We start from the raw sequence: 16,888 nt of genomic DNA on the forward strand, positions 1-16,888 counted from the left end.
AGTGTTACCTCCCCATTTCATAGGATCCGGGATTCCCGGTATGCGCTTTCATTTTAGTTCGCAATCTTGCTGGCAGCCGAGTAACGGTGTCGACTCAGACTCACCTCCTATCTTTCCTTGTGGTAAAAATGTTAATTTATTTCTACTACTAGCTTACAGTATATGTCATGTATTATGTAGTGAGGTAATTTTAAACTTTTACTAGTCATTCTTAGCTTTTTGGAAGATAATGTTTTCATTTGCTCTGTAAAACGCCTGTTATTTAATGATGATACAGCTATAATTGAAGCATATGTTAACCATAAAGAATATATTATTTATATTATTATTATAAGAATTTAAGCTCAAAACCGAAATCAGTGCTTGACATAAGTGAGGGGAAACACTACGGGTCAGAGGGTTCTTCCGATCGCCATTAAAGCCTGATTCCTTTATTTAATAGAGGTTTGAGGTAGGAATCATGCTTTAAAAGCGACCACTGCCGTTTCTCCAGAATCCCTCTGCCCCTTCGCTACTCTCTTCTTTTGCGTCAAGAACTGATTTTGATGTAGAACCAGAATTTAAGCTAAAACAGGCCTCTCCTATAAATGAGGGATGCGCCTGTTTTCCTTCTCCGCCCCTCTGAGAATATAAGCTCCCCGCAACCAATTATGGAAGTATTTCGTATTAATAATGGTCAAACATTCCAGGGGAGGTAGAAATAATGCGTAAGTATGTTGCTTCAGTTATGGCGCTGTTGCTATTGCTGACTATCGTGCCAGTGTATGCAGCCAGTGCCGCCTCGCAAGTCACAGTAAAGGTTAACGGCACACAGGTCCAATTCTCCGATGTGCAGCCTTATGAAAAAAACGGTATCCCGATGGTACCACTTCGCGCAGTGGCGGAACAACTCCGCCTAAACGTTTCCTTCGATCAGACCACACAACAGATCCTACTAACGAGACCGGGGCTTCTCGTCGCATTCAAGTCGGGCTCCAAAGAGGCTCGTGTCGGTCAGGTCAAATTGACGTTCAGTCCGGCCGTGAGTTCTATTAAAAACCGGGTATACGTACCGCTCACCTTCTTCGAACAAGTGCTCGGCCTAACAACAAAATACGATAAAACCGCCCATACTGCTTCCATCACGGCCCCTATTGTCGAGCCAGAGGATTTTGTTGAGGAAGTGGTAAAACTCCTGCAAGCGGGAAAGCATCAGGAGCTTATTGATCGTTATTTTGCCGACATTGCCAAACCTTCCATAACCGCTGAAAATCTCGGCACGATCTGGAAACAGTTCAATACGGCAGCCGGTCAATTCGTTGAAGTAATAGAGGTATTCAGCGAAACAATCGATCTGAATACGCAACTGACAGAAGCGCATTTGAAATTTGACAATGCCATTTACAAGTTTGTCTTTCCGATGAACTCCATCGACCAGCTTCTTGGTTTTCAAATTACGCCCCTTCCTATCGACGCACAATTGCCTCAGACCGTTATCGAGGAAGAAGTGACCGTTGGCAAAGGTACCGACTATGAGCTTGGCGGCACATTAACTCTACCAAAAGGGGCAAGCGGTCCCGTGCCGGCCATCGTGCTCGTTCATGGATCGGGACCTTCCGATCGCGATGAATCGGGCTTGGGTTTCAAAACTTTCCGCGATCTCGCCTATGGATTAGCCGAGCAAGGCATCGCCGTTCTTCGTTACGACAAACGGACCTTTGCTTACGGAGCCAGCTTCTCTCCGTTAGAGGCAGCTCAATTAACTGTCAAAGAAGAAACTGTCGATGACGCCATATTAGCGTCGAAGCTGCTTAAAAGCGACAAACGAATCGATGCGGAAAAAGTATATATTGCCGGCCATAGTCTCGGTGGCTTGCTAGCGCCACGGATCGATGCTCAGGGCGGCGATTTCGCAGGCCTTGTTCTGCTCGCCGGTTCTCCGAGAAATTTGTGGGAGATTTTTCATGACCAATGGACCGACCTGGTTGCAGAAATGAATCCAAATGACCCTGCAAAAGCAGTAACAAAAGCTTGGGTGGCGGCCGAATATGCCAAAGCGAAAACGATTGCCGATATGTCTGATGCGGAAGCAGCGAGCACAACCGTTTTCCAAATCCCTGCGCTTTATTACAAGGAAATGGACAGTCACAGCGCCGCGGACTATGCTGCCCAATTGACCAAGCCTGTCCTCGTGCTGCAAGGGGAAAGTGACTTCCAAGTATACGCGGACAATGACTATATTCGTTGGCAAGAGTTGTTCAAAAATAAATCGAATGCCAGCTTCAAATTGTATCCTAGCATGAACCACTTCTTCGTCGAATATGATGGCCCTGGCGCCGGTACGAGACAAGAGTACTTACTTCCGGGCCTCGTCTCGCAGAAGGTCATTGACGATATCGCTAGTTGGATTTTGAAGCAGAAATAAAGCAATCATCCTGCTTGATGAGGATATCTGCAAAAACTGCTAACTGGCCCACATGAAAAAAAGGCCGTCACTCAGGTCGTTACGACCCAAGTGACGGCTTTTTGGCATATTACTGGTGACTTGTCGGATGCTGCGCAGTCGCCGGTATTTGTCCTTTCAGCATTCGGTTGATGTCACCCGTAAGTCTCAGATAGAAATCCGACGATACCGCAACTCCGTCCGCATCGAGCGTCAGGAAGTAGTGATTAGCAGGAGCCATTGAGGCGTTTTCCGCTGCCTTCGCAATTGCCGTACCTTCATCATATTCGTCGAACATAGCTACATATCCGCTGCTAATGCCAAGGCTCTTGGCGTTATATGCCTGCCTCCACATGAAATCGCCATGCAGTCTCGGAATCTGATTTTGCGGTCCGCCGTGCAAATTGTACCAGGAGAAGCCTGGCCACATCACCGGCTGATAATCAATCCCGTATTGGTTCGTCATCGCCAAGTCTTGCTGCATAAAATTATTTTTGAAATGATCCGCCCCGTCCAGACCCGAGAAACGGCCCACATACCAAGGGGAGAGCATGTCTAGCGATTGATACACGCTCAAGAAGCCCGACTTGGAATCCTCAACGCCGGTTCTCCAATACGTTGGCACACCGCCAATGACGTAAATGTTTTGATCTTTGAACCACTGAATAAGCGCCGACGATTCTGCTGCCGTTCCCGGCCGGTCCGTAAAGCCGATTCCCCAAATACAAACGACAATTTTGCCGTTTTGCTTCGCGTAAGCCGAAGACGTTGTCAGATTCATGCTGTTAACGGCATTGTTCGTCCAGTCGTATTTCACCGCATTAACCCAGTTGTTCGGGTCCATGCCGGTGATGTCGTACATGACGTAAAACTTGCGATTATAGCTCTCGGCCGCATTTTTCACCTTAACCGCGACGCTGTCCCGATTGAGACGCCAGTTGTCCGGCGTACTGCTCGCGCTCGCTCCAAACCTTTGCAGCGCCGCACCGTCAATATTATAAGTTTGCATCCATTCAAAGTGCTTGTTGACGGTCTCCTGATCGTAGGAGGAGAACAGCCTAGCTTGCTGTCCGTTATTCAAATTTTGCAGACTGGTTGCGTACGTTTTGGAATACTCTCTAAGATCCGGATATAAGTCAAAATTCGTGTTATTCCCTGAGCCTGGCGCAGAGCTGTTCTTGGACCAGTGAATCCAGCCTCCGTTCGGAGAGCCGTCTCCCGCAGCATTGAACCAGCCTTGATAACCGGCGATCACTTTTCCGACGACATCTCCCCCTGTAGGCTGAGGAGTGGACTGGTCAAAGCGGAACCAGTTGATATTGAACAAAGCGCCCGCCCCGCCTGTAAATTTCAGAAAGACGTCATGCACGCCCGTTATGTTCGAGACCGTGCAGTTTCTCGTTACCCAGGTTTGCCAGCCGCCGGTAGAAGGAACGGTACATGTCCCTGCAAGCGTGCCGGTCAAGCTATCCAGACGCACCTCAATCGATCCGCCGTTCGTATTGCTCGCGACTCTCGCCAAGAAAGCGTTTGCACCATTTCCGAAATCAAGGCTGTTAAACCGGATATAGTCGCCATTGTCGATAAAAGCGACATTTTGTCCTCCCTCACTGGAAGTCTCCAGTTGAGTGCCGGATTGCGCATCGTAGCTTGACGCCGCTGTCTGCACGAATGCCGATTTTGTAGGCGTGCTTGCAGCTGTAAATTTGAACCAGAGTAGATTGAACAGGTTGCCCGTGCCTCCCGTAAACTTCAGGAACAGCGTTTGCGTACCGGACGGATTGCCGCTAACGGGGCAATTTACCGTCGTCCAGTTTTGCCAGCCGCCTGTGCCCGGCACTGTACATGTCGCTGCTAGCGTGCCGGTTGCGCTGCCCAGTCTCGCTTCGATAGCTCCGCCATTCGCATTGCTCGCCACCCTCACCGAGAAAGCGCTTGCACCATTTCCGAAATCAATATTATCAAATCGAATATAGTCGCCGTTATCGATAAAAGCGACATTTTGCCCTCCCTCACTGGAAGCCTCCAACTGAATCCCCGACTGTCCGCTGTAGCTTGACGCCGCTGTCTGTACGTAAGCGGAAGCTGCATGTACGGCTGACGGTCCAAACGCCATCGTTGTCAGCAGCAAGGCAACAATAAGCGCTGCGGACAGCCACCTTTTATGGCCTTGCCGTTGAACTGCATGAATCATCATTTTTGCTCCTCCTCACCATTTTTAAATAGGATTGCTATATCGTCTTAATCACCGTTCCAAACGGTCGTCCGACTCCTCCTTTCTGGACAGTCCCGATCCGTACGTTTCGCCGGACACGTAGAAGTTTGCTATTAAATCGAAACAGGAGTTGAGCAGGTCGGGATGCCTGTCTCTACCATATTCATACAATCATTTTGAAAGGTAAAGAGGGCAATCTTGACTTTTACAGTGCAAATAGATGCAAAAACAGGCTCAAAACCGAAATCAGTACTTTGACTTTAGGTAAGGGAAGCGCTGCGGGTCAGAGGGTTCTTCCCATCGCCATTAAAGCCTGATTCCTTTATTAATTTAATAATGGTCTGAGGTAGGAATCTTGCTTTAAAAGCGACCACTATCGTTTCTCCAGAATCCCTCTGCCCCTTCGCTGCTCTCTCCTTTTCAGTCAAGCTCTGATTTTATGTTTGATCCGCAAATAGATGCAAGAACACAAAAAGAAGACCCGCATCGGCGGGCCTTCTACTTTATCGCTGCTAGAATTGAAATCGTTTATGGTATATCTGGAAAAGTGGGTGGTGGAGATGGAATAAAAGACGGTAGACCGACTGGTGGAAAAGGCGTTGGTGGAATGATTATTGGCGTTGGCGTCGGGGTCTCAGTTGGACCCGGATTGTCTGTTGGTTGATTCGTCGGCTCATCGGTAACATATGGCGTTTCTGCAGGACCCGGCGTTTCGTAAGGCGTTTCTGTCGGCTCATCCGTTGGCTGGTCTGTTACATCCGGCGTTTCGGTAGGCGGAACCTGCGTCTCGACTGGCGGCGTCGGGGTCGGCGTTGGCTCCGGCGTCGGCTGCGATGGAGACGAAGTCCAAGATGTTGCTGGCGCTGGTGTCGGTGACGGAGTCGGTGTTGGTGTCGGCGAAGGAGATGGCGACGAAGTCGGCAGCGAACCCTTCACTTGGGCCGCTTCGAACGCGGACAAAACCAACAATTCGCGCGTAGCGTTGGATTTCCCATTAAATGACCCGTTATCTCCTGTAGTCACTAGCTTCAATTGCAGCGCTAGCGCGACATACCCCTTTGCCCAGTCGGAGACAGTCGGGTCGTTAACTGGAGCGGCAGCGGGTTGTTGTCCAAGGCCCCGAACTAGCATGGTGGCGAGCTGTTCTTTTGTGACCGTTCCCGAAGGATCAAATTTGCCTGCACCTACGCCGTCAACAATGCCTTCTTTCTTCAACGCTTCTATGTATGGAAGCGCGTAGTGATCAGCCGACACGTCGCTAAAAGAGGATGCCGCGGGCGGTTGATCCGATTTCAGATCAAAGATCAAGGCTGCGACCTTCGCAAACTGTGCCCGGTTCATTTCTTCTTGCAAACCGAAATTTACGTCGCTTACGCCATTGATTATTCCCGCTGCGATCAAGGCGTCAAACTTGGCTTTCGTGGCCGCATCCAAGTCCTTCAAATCGGTAAAGTCAGCAGACGACGGTCCCGCCCCAGCGGTTAATGCCCCCGTCAAACTGATAGCAGCGCCAATCGCCAGCGCGGCAATCCAACGTTTTGCTTTCATATCTAATCCCCCTATTAAAATGTACTAGCCTATTCGTCATTATATTCTAAAAAATGACATTTTAATAGATGGGAACGGGGAGTTTTTTGTCGTTTTTTTAATTAATAGGAACTCAAACATTTAATCAGTGCACAACGGAAAATGGAAAGAAAAGCGAACGGGCAGAGGGATTCTGGAGAAACGGCAGTGGTCGCTTTTAAAGCAAGATTCCTACCGAAACCTCTATTAAAAAAAGGAATCAGGCTTTAATGGCGATTGGAAGAACCCTCTGACCCGCAGCGCTTCCTCCTCTACTCTATTGGAATATAAATATCCATCTCCGAGTTCTCGTTATCCGGGCCAAGAAAACGCTCGCCATATCGTTCATAATCAATCCCCTTAACTACCTTAAGGCCTTGCAAAGGCAGCCATTTGCTGTAGATCAATTCGTAAGTCTCGCCCAGCTCCTCCACCTTCCCCTTATGGGTAAACACGGCATAACGCTGAGCCGGAACGTCTACTTTGACCATCCCGCCGGGAAGCCGCTCGCCATCGGCTTCGAAACCAGCGATGTAAATGAAGCGTTCGGTATCGGTCGGCACGCATATGCCATAGTTGACCTCCGGCTGCCGTTTGCCTTCGATTTCGTGCTCACGCGGAACAAATCGATGCCACAACAACGGAATATCGCCCTCGCTCGATTGGCTGTCCCAATCCATTCCGACAACGCTAAACGCTTCTTGCTCCACTACCTTTGGTTCCATAGGTATTCCTCCCGTGCTCTTCATAAACTCGACCATCCGGTGAATTTCATGGAGCTGCTTGTTCAAGGCACCCATCTCGTCTTGAATAGCTTCCGCCCGCTCCTGGAGGAGCACTTTCATTCGATCGGCATCGTCCAGCGTACCATTGCGCTTCATCTCTTTAATGGAATCGATGCTAAGCCCCATCGATCGCAAGAACAGAATAGTACGCAATTCAGGCAGCTGTTCGGGGGCATACATTCGATAAAGATTGTCCCCGCCCACTCTAGCCGGCATAAATAGCCCTATCGAATCATAGTGGCGCAGCGTTTTGGCTGTAATGCCATACAGACGCGCGACAAGTCCAATCGTAAGCATTCCCACTCTTCTTCCTCCTTCAATCTTGGCCGGTAATGTCATCCTACAGGCTTACCCTTGGGGCAAGGTCAACACTTATTTGCAAAAAAGTTTAGGCAAAACTCCCGATCCCCTCAGTTACATCAATACCACCAATTATATCAACGTTTGACGATAGGCAATTGTAATATTTTTCAACCCTGATGCATTGCATGCGAGCTATCGATTATATAGCCAATTTGGTATTGGATTGCATGATTCATCATTGGTACAGTAGTAGCATTATTAAACATATCTTAGCGGAATAGTATGAATTAAAAGAAAGGAGTGGATCTAAAGTTGCATGAACATTCTCCTATTTTGTCGATCGATAACGTCACCGTCGCTTTTAGAAGCCCCGGACAATCGGCGGACAGACTGGTCCTGAATCGGCTAAAGCTATCTGTAGACGCCGGACAGTTTATATGCGTTCTTGGCCCAAGCGGCTGCGGCAAGACAACACTGCTTAACTGCATAGCCGGCTTTCAGCCCTATGAAGGCGATATTTATTTTGACGGCGCGCGGATTGAGAAGCCCGGGAAGGAACGAGGCGTCGTTTTTCAGGAATATGCGCTGTTTCCATGGTTTACGGTAGAACAAAACGTGGAGTTCGGCCTGCGGGTGAACGGGTTTCAAGCAGCGAAGCGAAAGGAGCGCGCACGGCACTATATTCAAATGGTAGGCTTGGCCGGCTTCGAGAAGCACTATCCCGGCAAGCTTTCCGGAGGAATGAAGCAGCGTGCGGGACTGGCTAGGGTGCTTGCCAATGAACCGAGCATGCTGCTGATGGATGAGCCGTTTGCCGCGCTTGACGAACAGACTCGCGAAAAACTGCAAACGGAGCTGCTTGGCCTATGGGAGAAACAGCGCAAAACATGCCTGTTTGTCACTCACAGCATCCAAGAGGCGGTTTATTTGGCCGATCGCGTCATCGTCCTGCAGCCAAACCCTGCGCGGATCGCCTTGGACTTGCGTATCGAGCTGCCTAGATTACGCAATCGCCATGACGAGAAGCTGCTTCATTATCAGGCCCGAATTAGCGAATCTTTGCGAGAAGGAGATTCCCAGTATGGAGAACGCCTTTCCGTCATTACCGCATAAGGAGGTCCATTCGCCCGCAAAGAAACGCTTCTCGCCTGTTCAGGGCAAAGCGTGGACCCGGCTGCTGATCAAGCTGTCCGGCTTGTCCATCCTGCTGCTTGCTTGGGGGCTGATTACCGGCCTCGGTTATGTCGCTCCTGCGCAGCTGCCCGGCCCGATTGAAACGATGCAAGCGATGTGGCATATGCTCCAGGACGGTTCTCTAGTCGTCCATGCGCTGTCCAGCTTAAAACGCGTTTTCTCCGGCTTCGGCGTCGCTTTTGCAATCGCGCTCCCGCTCGGAGTGATGCTTGGCTCCTCCCGCTTTCTTCGGGATGCAATCAATCCTGTTATCGAGCTGCTCAGGCCGATACCGCCGCTCGCCTTTATATCGCTGGCCATTCTATGGCTCGGCATCGACGAGTGGTCGAAAATTTCAATTATTATTTACGGAGCCTTCTTTCCTCTCCTTCTAAACATCACGGGAGGAATTAGTCAGGTCGATCCCGTCCATATTCGAGCCGCGCAATCACTTGGCGCCCACAAAGGCCATATTTTCTTTCACGTCACGCTGCGCGCCGCCATTCCAAACCTGATGATCGGCATTCGCTCGGGAATGGGCATGGCTTTTATATGCCTAGTCGGCTCTGAGCTGATCGCAGCTAACGAGGGACTCGGCTTCCTCATTCAAGAGGGGCGTTACATGTTTAAAACCGATCAGGTGCTCGTCGGCATGATCTCGATCGGTATCATCGGCTACTTTATTAACTTACTGCTTACCGCGCTGGAGAAACTTCTGCTGCGTTGGAAATAACCATTTGGAGGCTATCGCTATGTCTAAAAATCGTACTTATCGCTCATCCCTACTCATTCTGCTGTTCGTCGTATTAACCGTGCTGCTCACCGCTTGCGGAGGGGGAGGCAAGCCTGCCGCAACCGATCCGCCGCCGCCCTCGGCTTCGCCCGTCCCTACCACGGAAGCCACGGCCGAGCCGACCGAGCAGCCTAAGCCCGCGCTAGAAACGACTAGCCTGTCCATTGGCTCGGCTCGCGATACGCAGCTATCGCCGCTCATTGTCATTGCGAAAGAGGAAGGCTACTTTAAAGAGGAAGGTCTCGACGTCAAAATCGAGCTGTTCGCAGCCGGTCCCGATGTTACCGCTGCTATCGGCTCGAAGAGCATCCAGCTCGGCTCCTCCGGCGACATTCCACCGATTATCGCCAAAGCGTCCGGCCTTCCAATCAAAATCGTCGCCCAACAGGCCGACATATCCGGTGTGCAAACGCTGGTGGTCAATCCGGACAAAATTAAAACTCCTGCCGATTTGAACGGCAAGAAGATCGCCTTTGTACCCGGAACGGTATCGGAAGCTTTCTTCCTCCGCATCGTGGAGAAATACGGCCTCGATCAAAAATCGATTGAATCGTTCAAGATCGGTCCGACCGAGCTAGTTCCCGCTTTCAAAGCTGGTAATATCGACGCATTCTCTATCTGGCAGCCCGTTGCGCTTAACGGCGTGAAAAGCGGCGGCGTTGCACTCCTCACCGGCAAGGAGTCTCATGTTCCTGGCGAAGAAGGCCCGCAACAGCTTATTCGCTCCTATTCAATTCTGGTCGGCCATAACGACTTTGTTGATAAAAATCCAGAAACGGTCAAAGCGGTGCTGCGTGCCTTGAACAAATCGGTAGCCTTTATTCAAGCGAGCCCGGATGCGGCAGCGGCCCATATCGCCAAAACGCTCGGACAAGACGCAGCCGATATTAAAACGTTAATTGCACTTAACCATTATGCGCTTGATCTGACACCTGAACTAGTTGGCGCTCTGGAGAGCATCTCCCAGTTCCTCCTTGCTAATGAGAAGATCAAAGAAGTGCCAGACTTCAAAACCTTTATCGACTCTTCTTATTTGAAAGGCATAGCCCCTGAACTGGTGACTATTCCTTAATGGCCTGACTTACAACAGAAAACGAATGTACTCCAAAAGTACCCGTTAAAAAAGAAAGCCCTCTAACGGCGAACATTGATTAGCTAAGCTAACCAATGTCGCTTGTTTAGAGGGCTTTTTCTTTTCTACATACCGTTGCAGCTTTTGGGGATACGCCTTACGCCGGGTCCACAACCTCCGGAGACACGCCGGCGAACGTATAGAAGCTCGCGTCAAAAGGCGTCGGGCCGCCCGTCGTAACAAATCTCGCTGCTCCTTCACCGGTATAAAGATTGCGCGTACCGTGGAAGATGCCCTGCGGTACATAGAGCAAGTCGCCTGCCTCGAACGGCAGCCATTCGCCGTTCAAATAGATTTCACCCTTGCCCTCTACGCCAATGAACAGCTCGCTCGATTGCGGGTGCTGGTGAACGGCAAAGCTTTGCCCTGGCTCCTGAATGCCGCAATGCAGCGACAGTCTGGCGCTGCCGGTGCCCGGCCAGAACAGGAAATTCATATTGGCCGGATTTTGGATCGTTTGCGACGGGTCATTGCCTTTAAAGCCTTTAAGCTGAGTTTCCTCGTTGTACAAATGGTTGAACAGTCTCGGTCTGGACGCGGTAGGCGACCCTTCCGGCAGTACCGACTGCCAAATGTACAACGTAATTTCTTCGCCTTGATCGGCCGTTACTTCATAATCGGCGCCGGCTGGCGCATACAGCGCGGATGAAGGCTCCAGAGCGTTTGTTTCGTCCCCGACGCGCGCGCTGCCCTTTCCTTTCCAGATTACGCCCACTACTTCCTGAGCTTTTCCTTTCTCGCAGCTGGTCCAGACGCCGCCTGGCTTGATGCGAACGACCAGCCCTTTGACCAGCGTTGCTCCCTTCTCTTCGTTTACCGGAATGGCGACCAGCTTATCGCCCCGATCTTCCCAATTCAATTCGGACCATCTGATGACGGCACCGGATGTTAACGGTTTTTCCGCAGTAGTCATTGTTATTCCTCCTCTAAAATTGGATATCGGAAGGGCAAGCGGAATGACACCGCCTGCCGTTCCGTTTATTTCCTTTCAAGCCGCCGGTCAAGCCAGTACCTGGTAGGGGCTTCCTGCAGTAATCCGGAAGGCGTCCGGCGCATCCGTTCGAATGGAAACGGGCTGCCCGATTTCCTCGCCGAATTGTCCACGGTTATAAACCACTTGCCCTCTGACGATCGTTACCAACGGTTCCCCTTCCAGCTCGATTCCTTCGTATGCGGACCAGCCGCTGCCCGACAGTACGCCATCTCCGGTCAACACCCGTTTCTTCTCATCGTCCAGTATAAGCAGATCAGCATCCAGCCCGACTTCGATGCTGCCCTTCCGATGATCGAGTCCGAATCGGGACGCTGGCCCCGACGCAAGCAATCTTGCCACGGCGAGCAGCCGCTCTTCCCTCGTCAACGAAGGGAGACGCCGCTTAAGCCCGGTCAGCAGAACCGGCAGCAGCTCCTGAACACCCGGCAAGCCCGGCGGCGCATCGTGAAACTCATAGCTTTTCTCCGCCTTGGAGTGAGGAGCATGATCGCTGCCTACCGATGTCAGCGTACCTTGAGCAACGGACTGCCAAAGCCTTTCCCGGTCGCGCGGCTCGCGGATCGCAGGACTAAGCTTGGCCTTCGTGCCTAAAGGCAGAGCGCTCGCATGATCGAACCATAATTGATGAGCAGTAGTTTCGAAGGTAACGGGGTAGCCCGCCGCCGCTGCGGCTTCCAGCAGCTCCGCCTCTTCAGCAGACGATACATGCAGTACGTGAATGGATGTGCCATGCTTGCGCACGAGCCGGAGCGCTCTCGCAACAGCTGTAATCGCTCCGATGCGCGGATACGCCGCTTCATATTCCGTTAAGTCGGACGGCTCGCCGCGTGATTGACGAAAAAGCCGGAGCACGAAGTCGTCCTCCGCATGCAGCGTCAGTGGAATTCCTTTGTCAGCCGCCAGCCCGAATATATAATCAAGCTCCGCTTCGTCGTCGATAATATGCTTGGCCGTGCGATGGCCGGTCAGAAACAGCTTGATACTCGCCGCTTCCCCGCGTTTTAGCGGCTGAAGCGCCTCCGCCTTTCCCGGCGCGACGCCGATATGAAAGCCGTAATCGACATAGGACTGACCGTCCGCCAGAGCCGACTTTTGCCGCAGCCTCTCCACCGTATCGGTGTATGGATTCGTATTAGGCATATCTAGTACCGTCGTCACGCCGCCCGCGACGGCTGCCTTCGAGGCCGAATGCCAGTTTTCCTTATGTTCATAGCCCGGCGTACGAAAATGGACATGCGAATCGATAAGTCCCGGCAGCACATACCGTCCTTCCGCGTCGATCGTTCGATTCGCCGTCGCTTCTTCATCCTTGCGCAGCAGCTTGGCTATTTTCCCGTCGCGGACGCCGATCTTGCCGTCCAGAATACGGTCGCGATAGACGATGCGGGCGTTCGCAATGACGAGGTCGAACGTTGCCCCGCTCATGAGATCAGCTCCCTTCCGATAATTTCCCGAGCCAGCCGATTGACCGGGCCCATCAGCGAGACGGCTCTTGCATCGCGCAGCAGGCGCTCAATTTTTTTACCGCGCACATAACCTGAGCCGCCGATAATTTGCTGAGCTTCGCGAACGATTTTCTCACTCGACTCCGATGCGAAAATTTTAGACTGGTAGGCAATCCGGCTGAGTTGATCGCCTCCTTCTCTGGCTCCGACCTTCTCGACCAGCGCCCGAACCGCTTCAAGCTGCATATGCAGCTCAGACAACGCCGCCTGCAGCACCGGATTGCCTTGCTGTCCTCTAGCCTTCACATGATCCGATGCCAGACGATAAGCAGCCTCGCTAATCCCCAGCGACACGGATCCGAGCGTCAGCCCGCACTCTCGAATCCCGTTAATGACGTTTGGCGCCCCGCCAAGCGGGCCAATGAGCTGCTCGCTCGCTACCTCGCATTGATGCAGGTTGATAAACCCGGTTGAGGAGCCGCGCATCCCGGATAGATTCGTATCCGCATCGGCTGTAATGCCTTGCGTCGTCTCGATCAGAAAAAACGATTGGCCGGAATTGCCGTATAGCGAACCGGATTCGCCAGCGCCCGTCTGAACAAGCACGAAATACAAGTCAGCTAGTCCAGCCCCTGTCGTAAACGACTTAACTCCTCCAATAATCCAGTTGCCGTCTGCTGTCCGATCAGCATTCGTCGAAATATTCTGTTTATTTGCGCCAGCACCGCTCTCCGACCATGCCGATGCGGCTAACCATTGGCCATTTGCTAGTTTTGGCAAATAATCCGTTCGCTGCTTGACGCTGCCCCATTCCAGTATCCGGGATACGACGGAGAAATGCTGAAAGACGATAATGGCAATCGACGGGTCGACCTCAGCAATAGAGGCGATTAATCTGCCTGCAAATAAAGAATCGTAACCAAGGCCACCGTATTCCTCCGGTACGATACTGCCGAGTAAGCCTGATGCTTTAAGCGCCGAAAGCGACTGCTGCTGTGTACGGCCCGTCTCGTCCGCCAATGCGGCGTAGCGGTCCAGCTCCTCCAGCAAAGATTCTATGCGTATACCTTGCGTTGCAACTCCCATTCGTAGGTCGCTCCTTTCTTGAAAGGTAACGCCCCGAGCAGACGCACGTTTTTCTCAGAAATGCTGCTGTACAGCAAATAGTCCGATAGCTTTCCGCCCGTAGTCGCAGTCGAGATATACGTATTTCCGCCTTTCGTGCTCACCTTCAGATGGCGGCCTCCAACAAGAGCGCCTCCGATTAACCGATGCACGATCGTACCCTCAATTGCCGCGGCAACGCCAATGCATGCTGCACCGGTCAGCGCGATGGTCGGATGCCAGGAAGGAATCGAAACCGCCCGGAATGCGATCGTCTCCGGCTCAAAGCTGGCTACGGCTGCCACCTTCGGAAAGACGCCGTCCGGATTCCAGCCGAGCAAAAGCGCCGCCGCACGCCGAATCGCATTCAAGCGGTCCAGCGTATCCTGGCCAGCATCGAACAGCTCCTGCTCCGAATGAATGCCCAACTCGGTGGCATTCACGAACACATAGGGATTGCCGGAAGATACTAGGGATACCTCATAGCTTCCATATTCGGTAGCAAGCCGGTTCGTCAGCACGCCGGAAGGCAACAGGCTCGCCAGCGTCGTACCGCCGTCCACGATGAAATGCGCCGTGCAATTCATCCCGGAGCGTACCGCGTGGTCGACCTCGCATACGAGCGAGTCTCCGACATTTTCCACATATACGCGGACCCGCAGTCCCGGACTTGCGCTCGGCAGCCAGCCCCACTTCATCGCGACCTGTATGGCAGCGAGAATGGAATGCCCGCAGCTTCCGGAATAATCGAAGGTTACGGGATTACCCGGTACGAGCTGGAAAAACAAATAGTTCAGATCATACATGGGATGCTGGGACGGACGGATGACGACAAATTTAGAAATGAACCCATAAGGCCGTTCCTCATGATCCAGGTCGTTATTAATGCCTTGCAGGATCGGAATGATGGCATCAGGCGAGGCAGGCAGCTCCGTTCCGTCGATAATGATGGAAGAGGATACGCTCCCTTCAGCATGTGCCAGATACGTTTGCATAAGAATCACCCCTCAAACTGATATTGTTTTGACGCGCCAATATGAACCTGATACTGACTGATCCATAGCTGAAAAATAACGAGCGACCAAAGCGTCAACGCCGTTTTGCCGTCCGGCTGGGTCGCCTGCTTGTGCAGCAGCCTCTCGACCGCTGCCGGGCTGAATAGATTTTGCCTGCGAAGCGTGTCCCGGTCGAGTACCCGCTGCACCGCCTCGTAAAGCGGTAGGCCCTTACGCATCATTGCGTCGATCGGCAGTGTAAAAGGCTGCTTTTTCCGGTTCAGAATCGCATCCGGCAATTGCCCTTCAGCCGCACGATACAGCAGCCGCTTCACTTTCCCTTCTCCGATCCTCCAATCGGACGGCAGCTTGCCCGCCAAATCGAGAATGCGCGGCTGGCAATACGGTACCCGCACTTCAACGGAATGCGCCATGCTGAGATGATCGACGCGCCTTAAGTGGTAGGACGGCAGCCTGTATTCCCGCTCGAAATCGAGAATGGCATCCAATCTGCCCTTCCGGTGGTGGGCGGTTCTTAAGCTGTCCGCTATTTGATCGCCAATCGCCCCGTTATCATGAACAAAAGCACGATAATCGTCGCTGTACAGTTCCTTGCGCACTTCCGGCGACGCAACGCCGAGCGCGGCCACGTATGGCTTGATCCAATCGTCTGTCGCCTCAGCCGCCTCCAGAAAGCGGTCGTAGCCGCCAAACATTTCGTCCGCTCCGTCGCCGGATATCGTCACCTTGAAGCCCGCTTGATGAATCGCTTCGAACAAAGCGTAGCTGCTCAGCGTGATCGGGTCGGCGTTCGGCTGTCCCAGCCGCTCCGCTACAAGCGGAAGCAGCTTCTCAAAGTCGCGCGGATCGACCAGCACCTCATGATGCGTCGTGCCGTAACGTTCGGACACCTGTCTGGCGTATATTTTTTCGTCAAGCGGCCAATCGCCCACATACGATAAGTTAAACGAGTGGATGCCTGCTTGTCTCCGGCTAGCCAGCGCGGTTACAAGACTGGAATCCAGTCCCCCGCTGTTAATCGTCGAGACCGGTACATCCGCAAGCAGCAGTGTCCTGACTTCGCGATCAAGCTGCTCCCGCAGCGATAAAGCGGCGGTGGCCGGATCGCTGCCGAGCGGCTCAGATACGAGCAGCGTCTTCCATCTGCGAAGGGCGGGCCGTTCTCCCAGCCTCGCATGCAGCAGCGACGATGGAGGCAGCGCATAAACGCCGTCGAACAGCGTCCGCTCGCCGAATACGACCTTCGTCGTCAGATAGAAGTCGACGCCCGGCAGCCAGAGGTTCGAAGGGACGGTGCCGAATGCGAGCAAGGACGGAAGCTCTGAAGAAAAATACAGTGTCTTTTTCCCTTCATCCCAATAGTAATACAAGGATTTAATGCCAGAAGGATCCGTCGCTAAGGTGAGCGCAGCCCCCTCCCGCAAATCGATAACTGCGATCGCAAACATGCCGTCCAGATAACGTACAAAGTCCTGACCGTATTCCGCATACAAAGCTGGCAAAATCGAGCCGTCGCAATGATCGGTAAAGGTATAGCCTTTCGCTTCCAATTTGCTTCTTAGTTCCCGATGGTTATAAATCTCTCCGTTCAATACAATGCGTATCGAATCACCCAGACTGTAAGGCTGTTCGCCTCCATCGAGTCCGACGATCGCCAGCCGGTTATTGCCGATTGCCCAATTTCTCTCCGCCAATACCGACTGCTGATCCGGCCCTCCTGCCAACTGCCCATCGGAGACAGCCTTCAACCGTCCGGGATCGATGTAATCATGACCGATATACCCGAAAATTCGGCACATTTTCTTCCACTCCCTTATCTATTTATTCACTCCAATCCATTAATCCGTCTGATCCCCCCTTTCGATACCTTTTTACAAATTGTTAATAGTTTATTATTTTGGAAGTTTTTACAATTAAAATGTACTCTCCCTCTTCTCAGC

12 protein-coding genes are annotated in these 16,888 nt (G+C 52.2%); 4 read left to right on the forward strand and 8 right to left on the reverse strand.

Features of this window, described 5'->3' with window-relative positions; all coding sequences use genetic code 11:
• Positions 1-703: 703 nt before the first annotated feature.
• The gene (locus ACFVTB_RS04865) at positions 704-2,404 is read left to right on the forward strand and encodes an alpha/beta fold hydrolase (protein WP_387745956.1); all 1,701 of its coding nucleotides are present in this window, start codon (positions 704-706) and stop codon (positions 2,402-2,404) included.
• 109 nt (positions 2,405-2,513) lie between these two features.
• Here ACFVTB_RS04865 and ACFVTB_RS04870 read toward each other — a convergent pair whose 3' ends face one another.
• The 3 genes from ACFVTB_RS04870 to ACFVTB_RS04880 form a co-directional block, all read right to left on the reverse strand.
• Positions 2,514-4,619: a carbohydrate-binding protein gene (locus tag ACFVTB_RS04870; protein ID WP_387745957.1), complete on the reverse strand. Its 2,106-nt coding sequence runs from the start codon at positions 4,617-4,619 to the stop codon at positions 2,514-2,516.
• A 546-nt stretch (positions 4,620-5,165) separates the two neighbouring features.
• Positions 5,166-6,185, reverse strand: a complete 1,020-nt coding sequence (locus tag ACFVTB_RS04875) for an S-layer homology domain-containing protein (protein ID WP_387745959.1) — start codon at positions 6,183-6,185, stop codon at positions 5,166-5,168.
• 290 nt (positions 6,186-6,475) lie between these two features.
• Entirely contained in the window at positions 6,476-7,285 is an 810-nt protein-coding gene (locus tag ACFVTB_RS04880) for a GyrI-like domain-containing protein (protein WP_387746196.1), read from the reverse strand.
• Between the two features lie 318 nt (positions 7,286-7,603).
• On the opposite strand from ACFVTB_RS04880, the gene ACFVTB_RS04885 reads away from it, so the two are divergent.
• The 3 genes from ACFVTB_RS04885 to ACFVTB_RS04895 are packed head-to-tail and all read left to right on the forward strand — an operon-like array spanning position 7,604 to position 10,329.
• A complete protein-coding gene (locus ACFVTB_RS04885) occupies positions 7,604-8,404 on the forward strand; it encodes an ABC transporter ATP-binding protein (RefSeq protein WP_387745961.1) in 801 nt (266 codons plus the stop codon).
• On the forward strand, positions 8,373-9,197 hold the full coding sequence (locus ACFVTB_RS04890) for an ABC transporter permease (protein WP_387745963.1): 825 nt from the start codon (positions 8,373-8,375) through the stop codon (positions 9,195-9,197). Before ACFVTB_RS04885 ends, ACFVTB_RS04890 begins: the two co-directional genes overlap by 32 nt.
• Positions 9,198-9,216: 19 nt before the next feature.
• A complete protein-coding gene (locus ACFVTB_RS04895) occupies positions 9,217-10,329 on the forward strand; it encodes an ABC transporter substrate-binding protein (protein ID WP_387745965.1) in 1,113 nt (370 codons plus the stop codon).
• A 157-nt stretch (positions 10,330-10,486) separates the two neighbouring features.
• On the opposite strand, the gene ACFVTB_RS04900 is transcribed toward ACFVTB_RS04895, so the two are convergent.
• The 5 genes from ACFVTB_RS04900 to asnB form a co-directional block, all read right to left on the reverse strand.
• Positions 10,487-11,302, reverse strand: coding sequence for a cupin domain-containing protein (locus ACFVTB_RS04900; protein ID WP_387745967.1), 816 nt, complete (start codon positions 11,300-11,302; stop codon positions 10,487-10,489).
• 87 nt (positions 11,303-11,389) lie between these two features.
• Positions 11,390-12,808: a dihydroorotase gene (locus tag ACFVTB_RS04905; protein ID WP_387745969.1), complete on the reverse strand. Its 1,419-nt coding sequence runs from the start codon at positions 12,806-12,808 to the stop codon at positions 11,390-11,392.
• Positions 12,805-13,914, reverse strand: a complete 1,110-nt coding sequence (locus tag ACFVTB_RS04910) for an acyl-CoA dehydrogenase family protein (protein WP_387745971.1) — start codon at positions 13,912-13,914, stop codon at positions 12,805-12,807. The genes ACFVTB_RS04905 and ACFVTB_RS04910 overlap by 4 nt, the downstream gene beginning before the upstream one ends.
• On the reverse strand, positions 13,884-14,927 hold the full coding sequence (locus ACFVTB_RS04915; protein ID WP_387745972.1) for a PrpF domain-containing protein: 1,044 nt from the start codon (positions 14,925-14,927) through the stop codon (positions 13,884-13,886). The genes ACFVTB_RS04910 and ACFVTB_RS04915 overlap by 31 nt, the downstream gene beginning before the upstream one ends.
• Before the next feature lie 5 nt (positions 14,928-14,932).
• Complete coding sequence (gene asnB, locus ACFVTB_RS04920; protein ID WP_387745974.1) at positions 14,933-16,747, reverse strand: asparagine synthase (glutamine-hydrolyzing); 1,815 nt, start codon at positions 16,745-16,747, stop codon at positions 14,933-14,935.
• Positions 16,748-16,888: the final 141 nt, after the last annotated feature.

The organism is Paenibacillus sp. NPDC058071, assembly GCF_042885235.1.
Taxonomy (GTDB): Bacteria; Bacillota; Bacilli; order Paenibacillales; family Paenibacillaceae; genus Pristimantibacillus.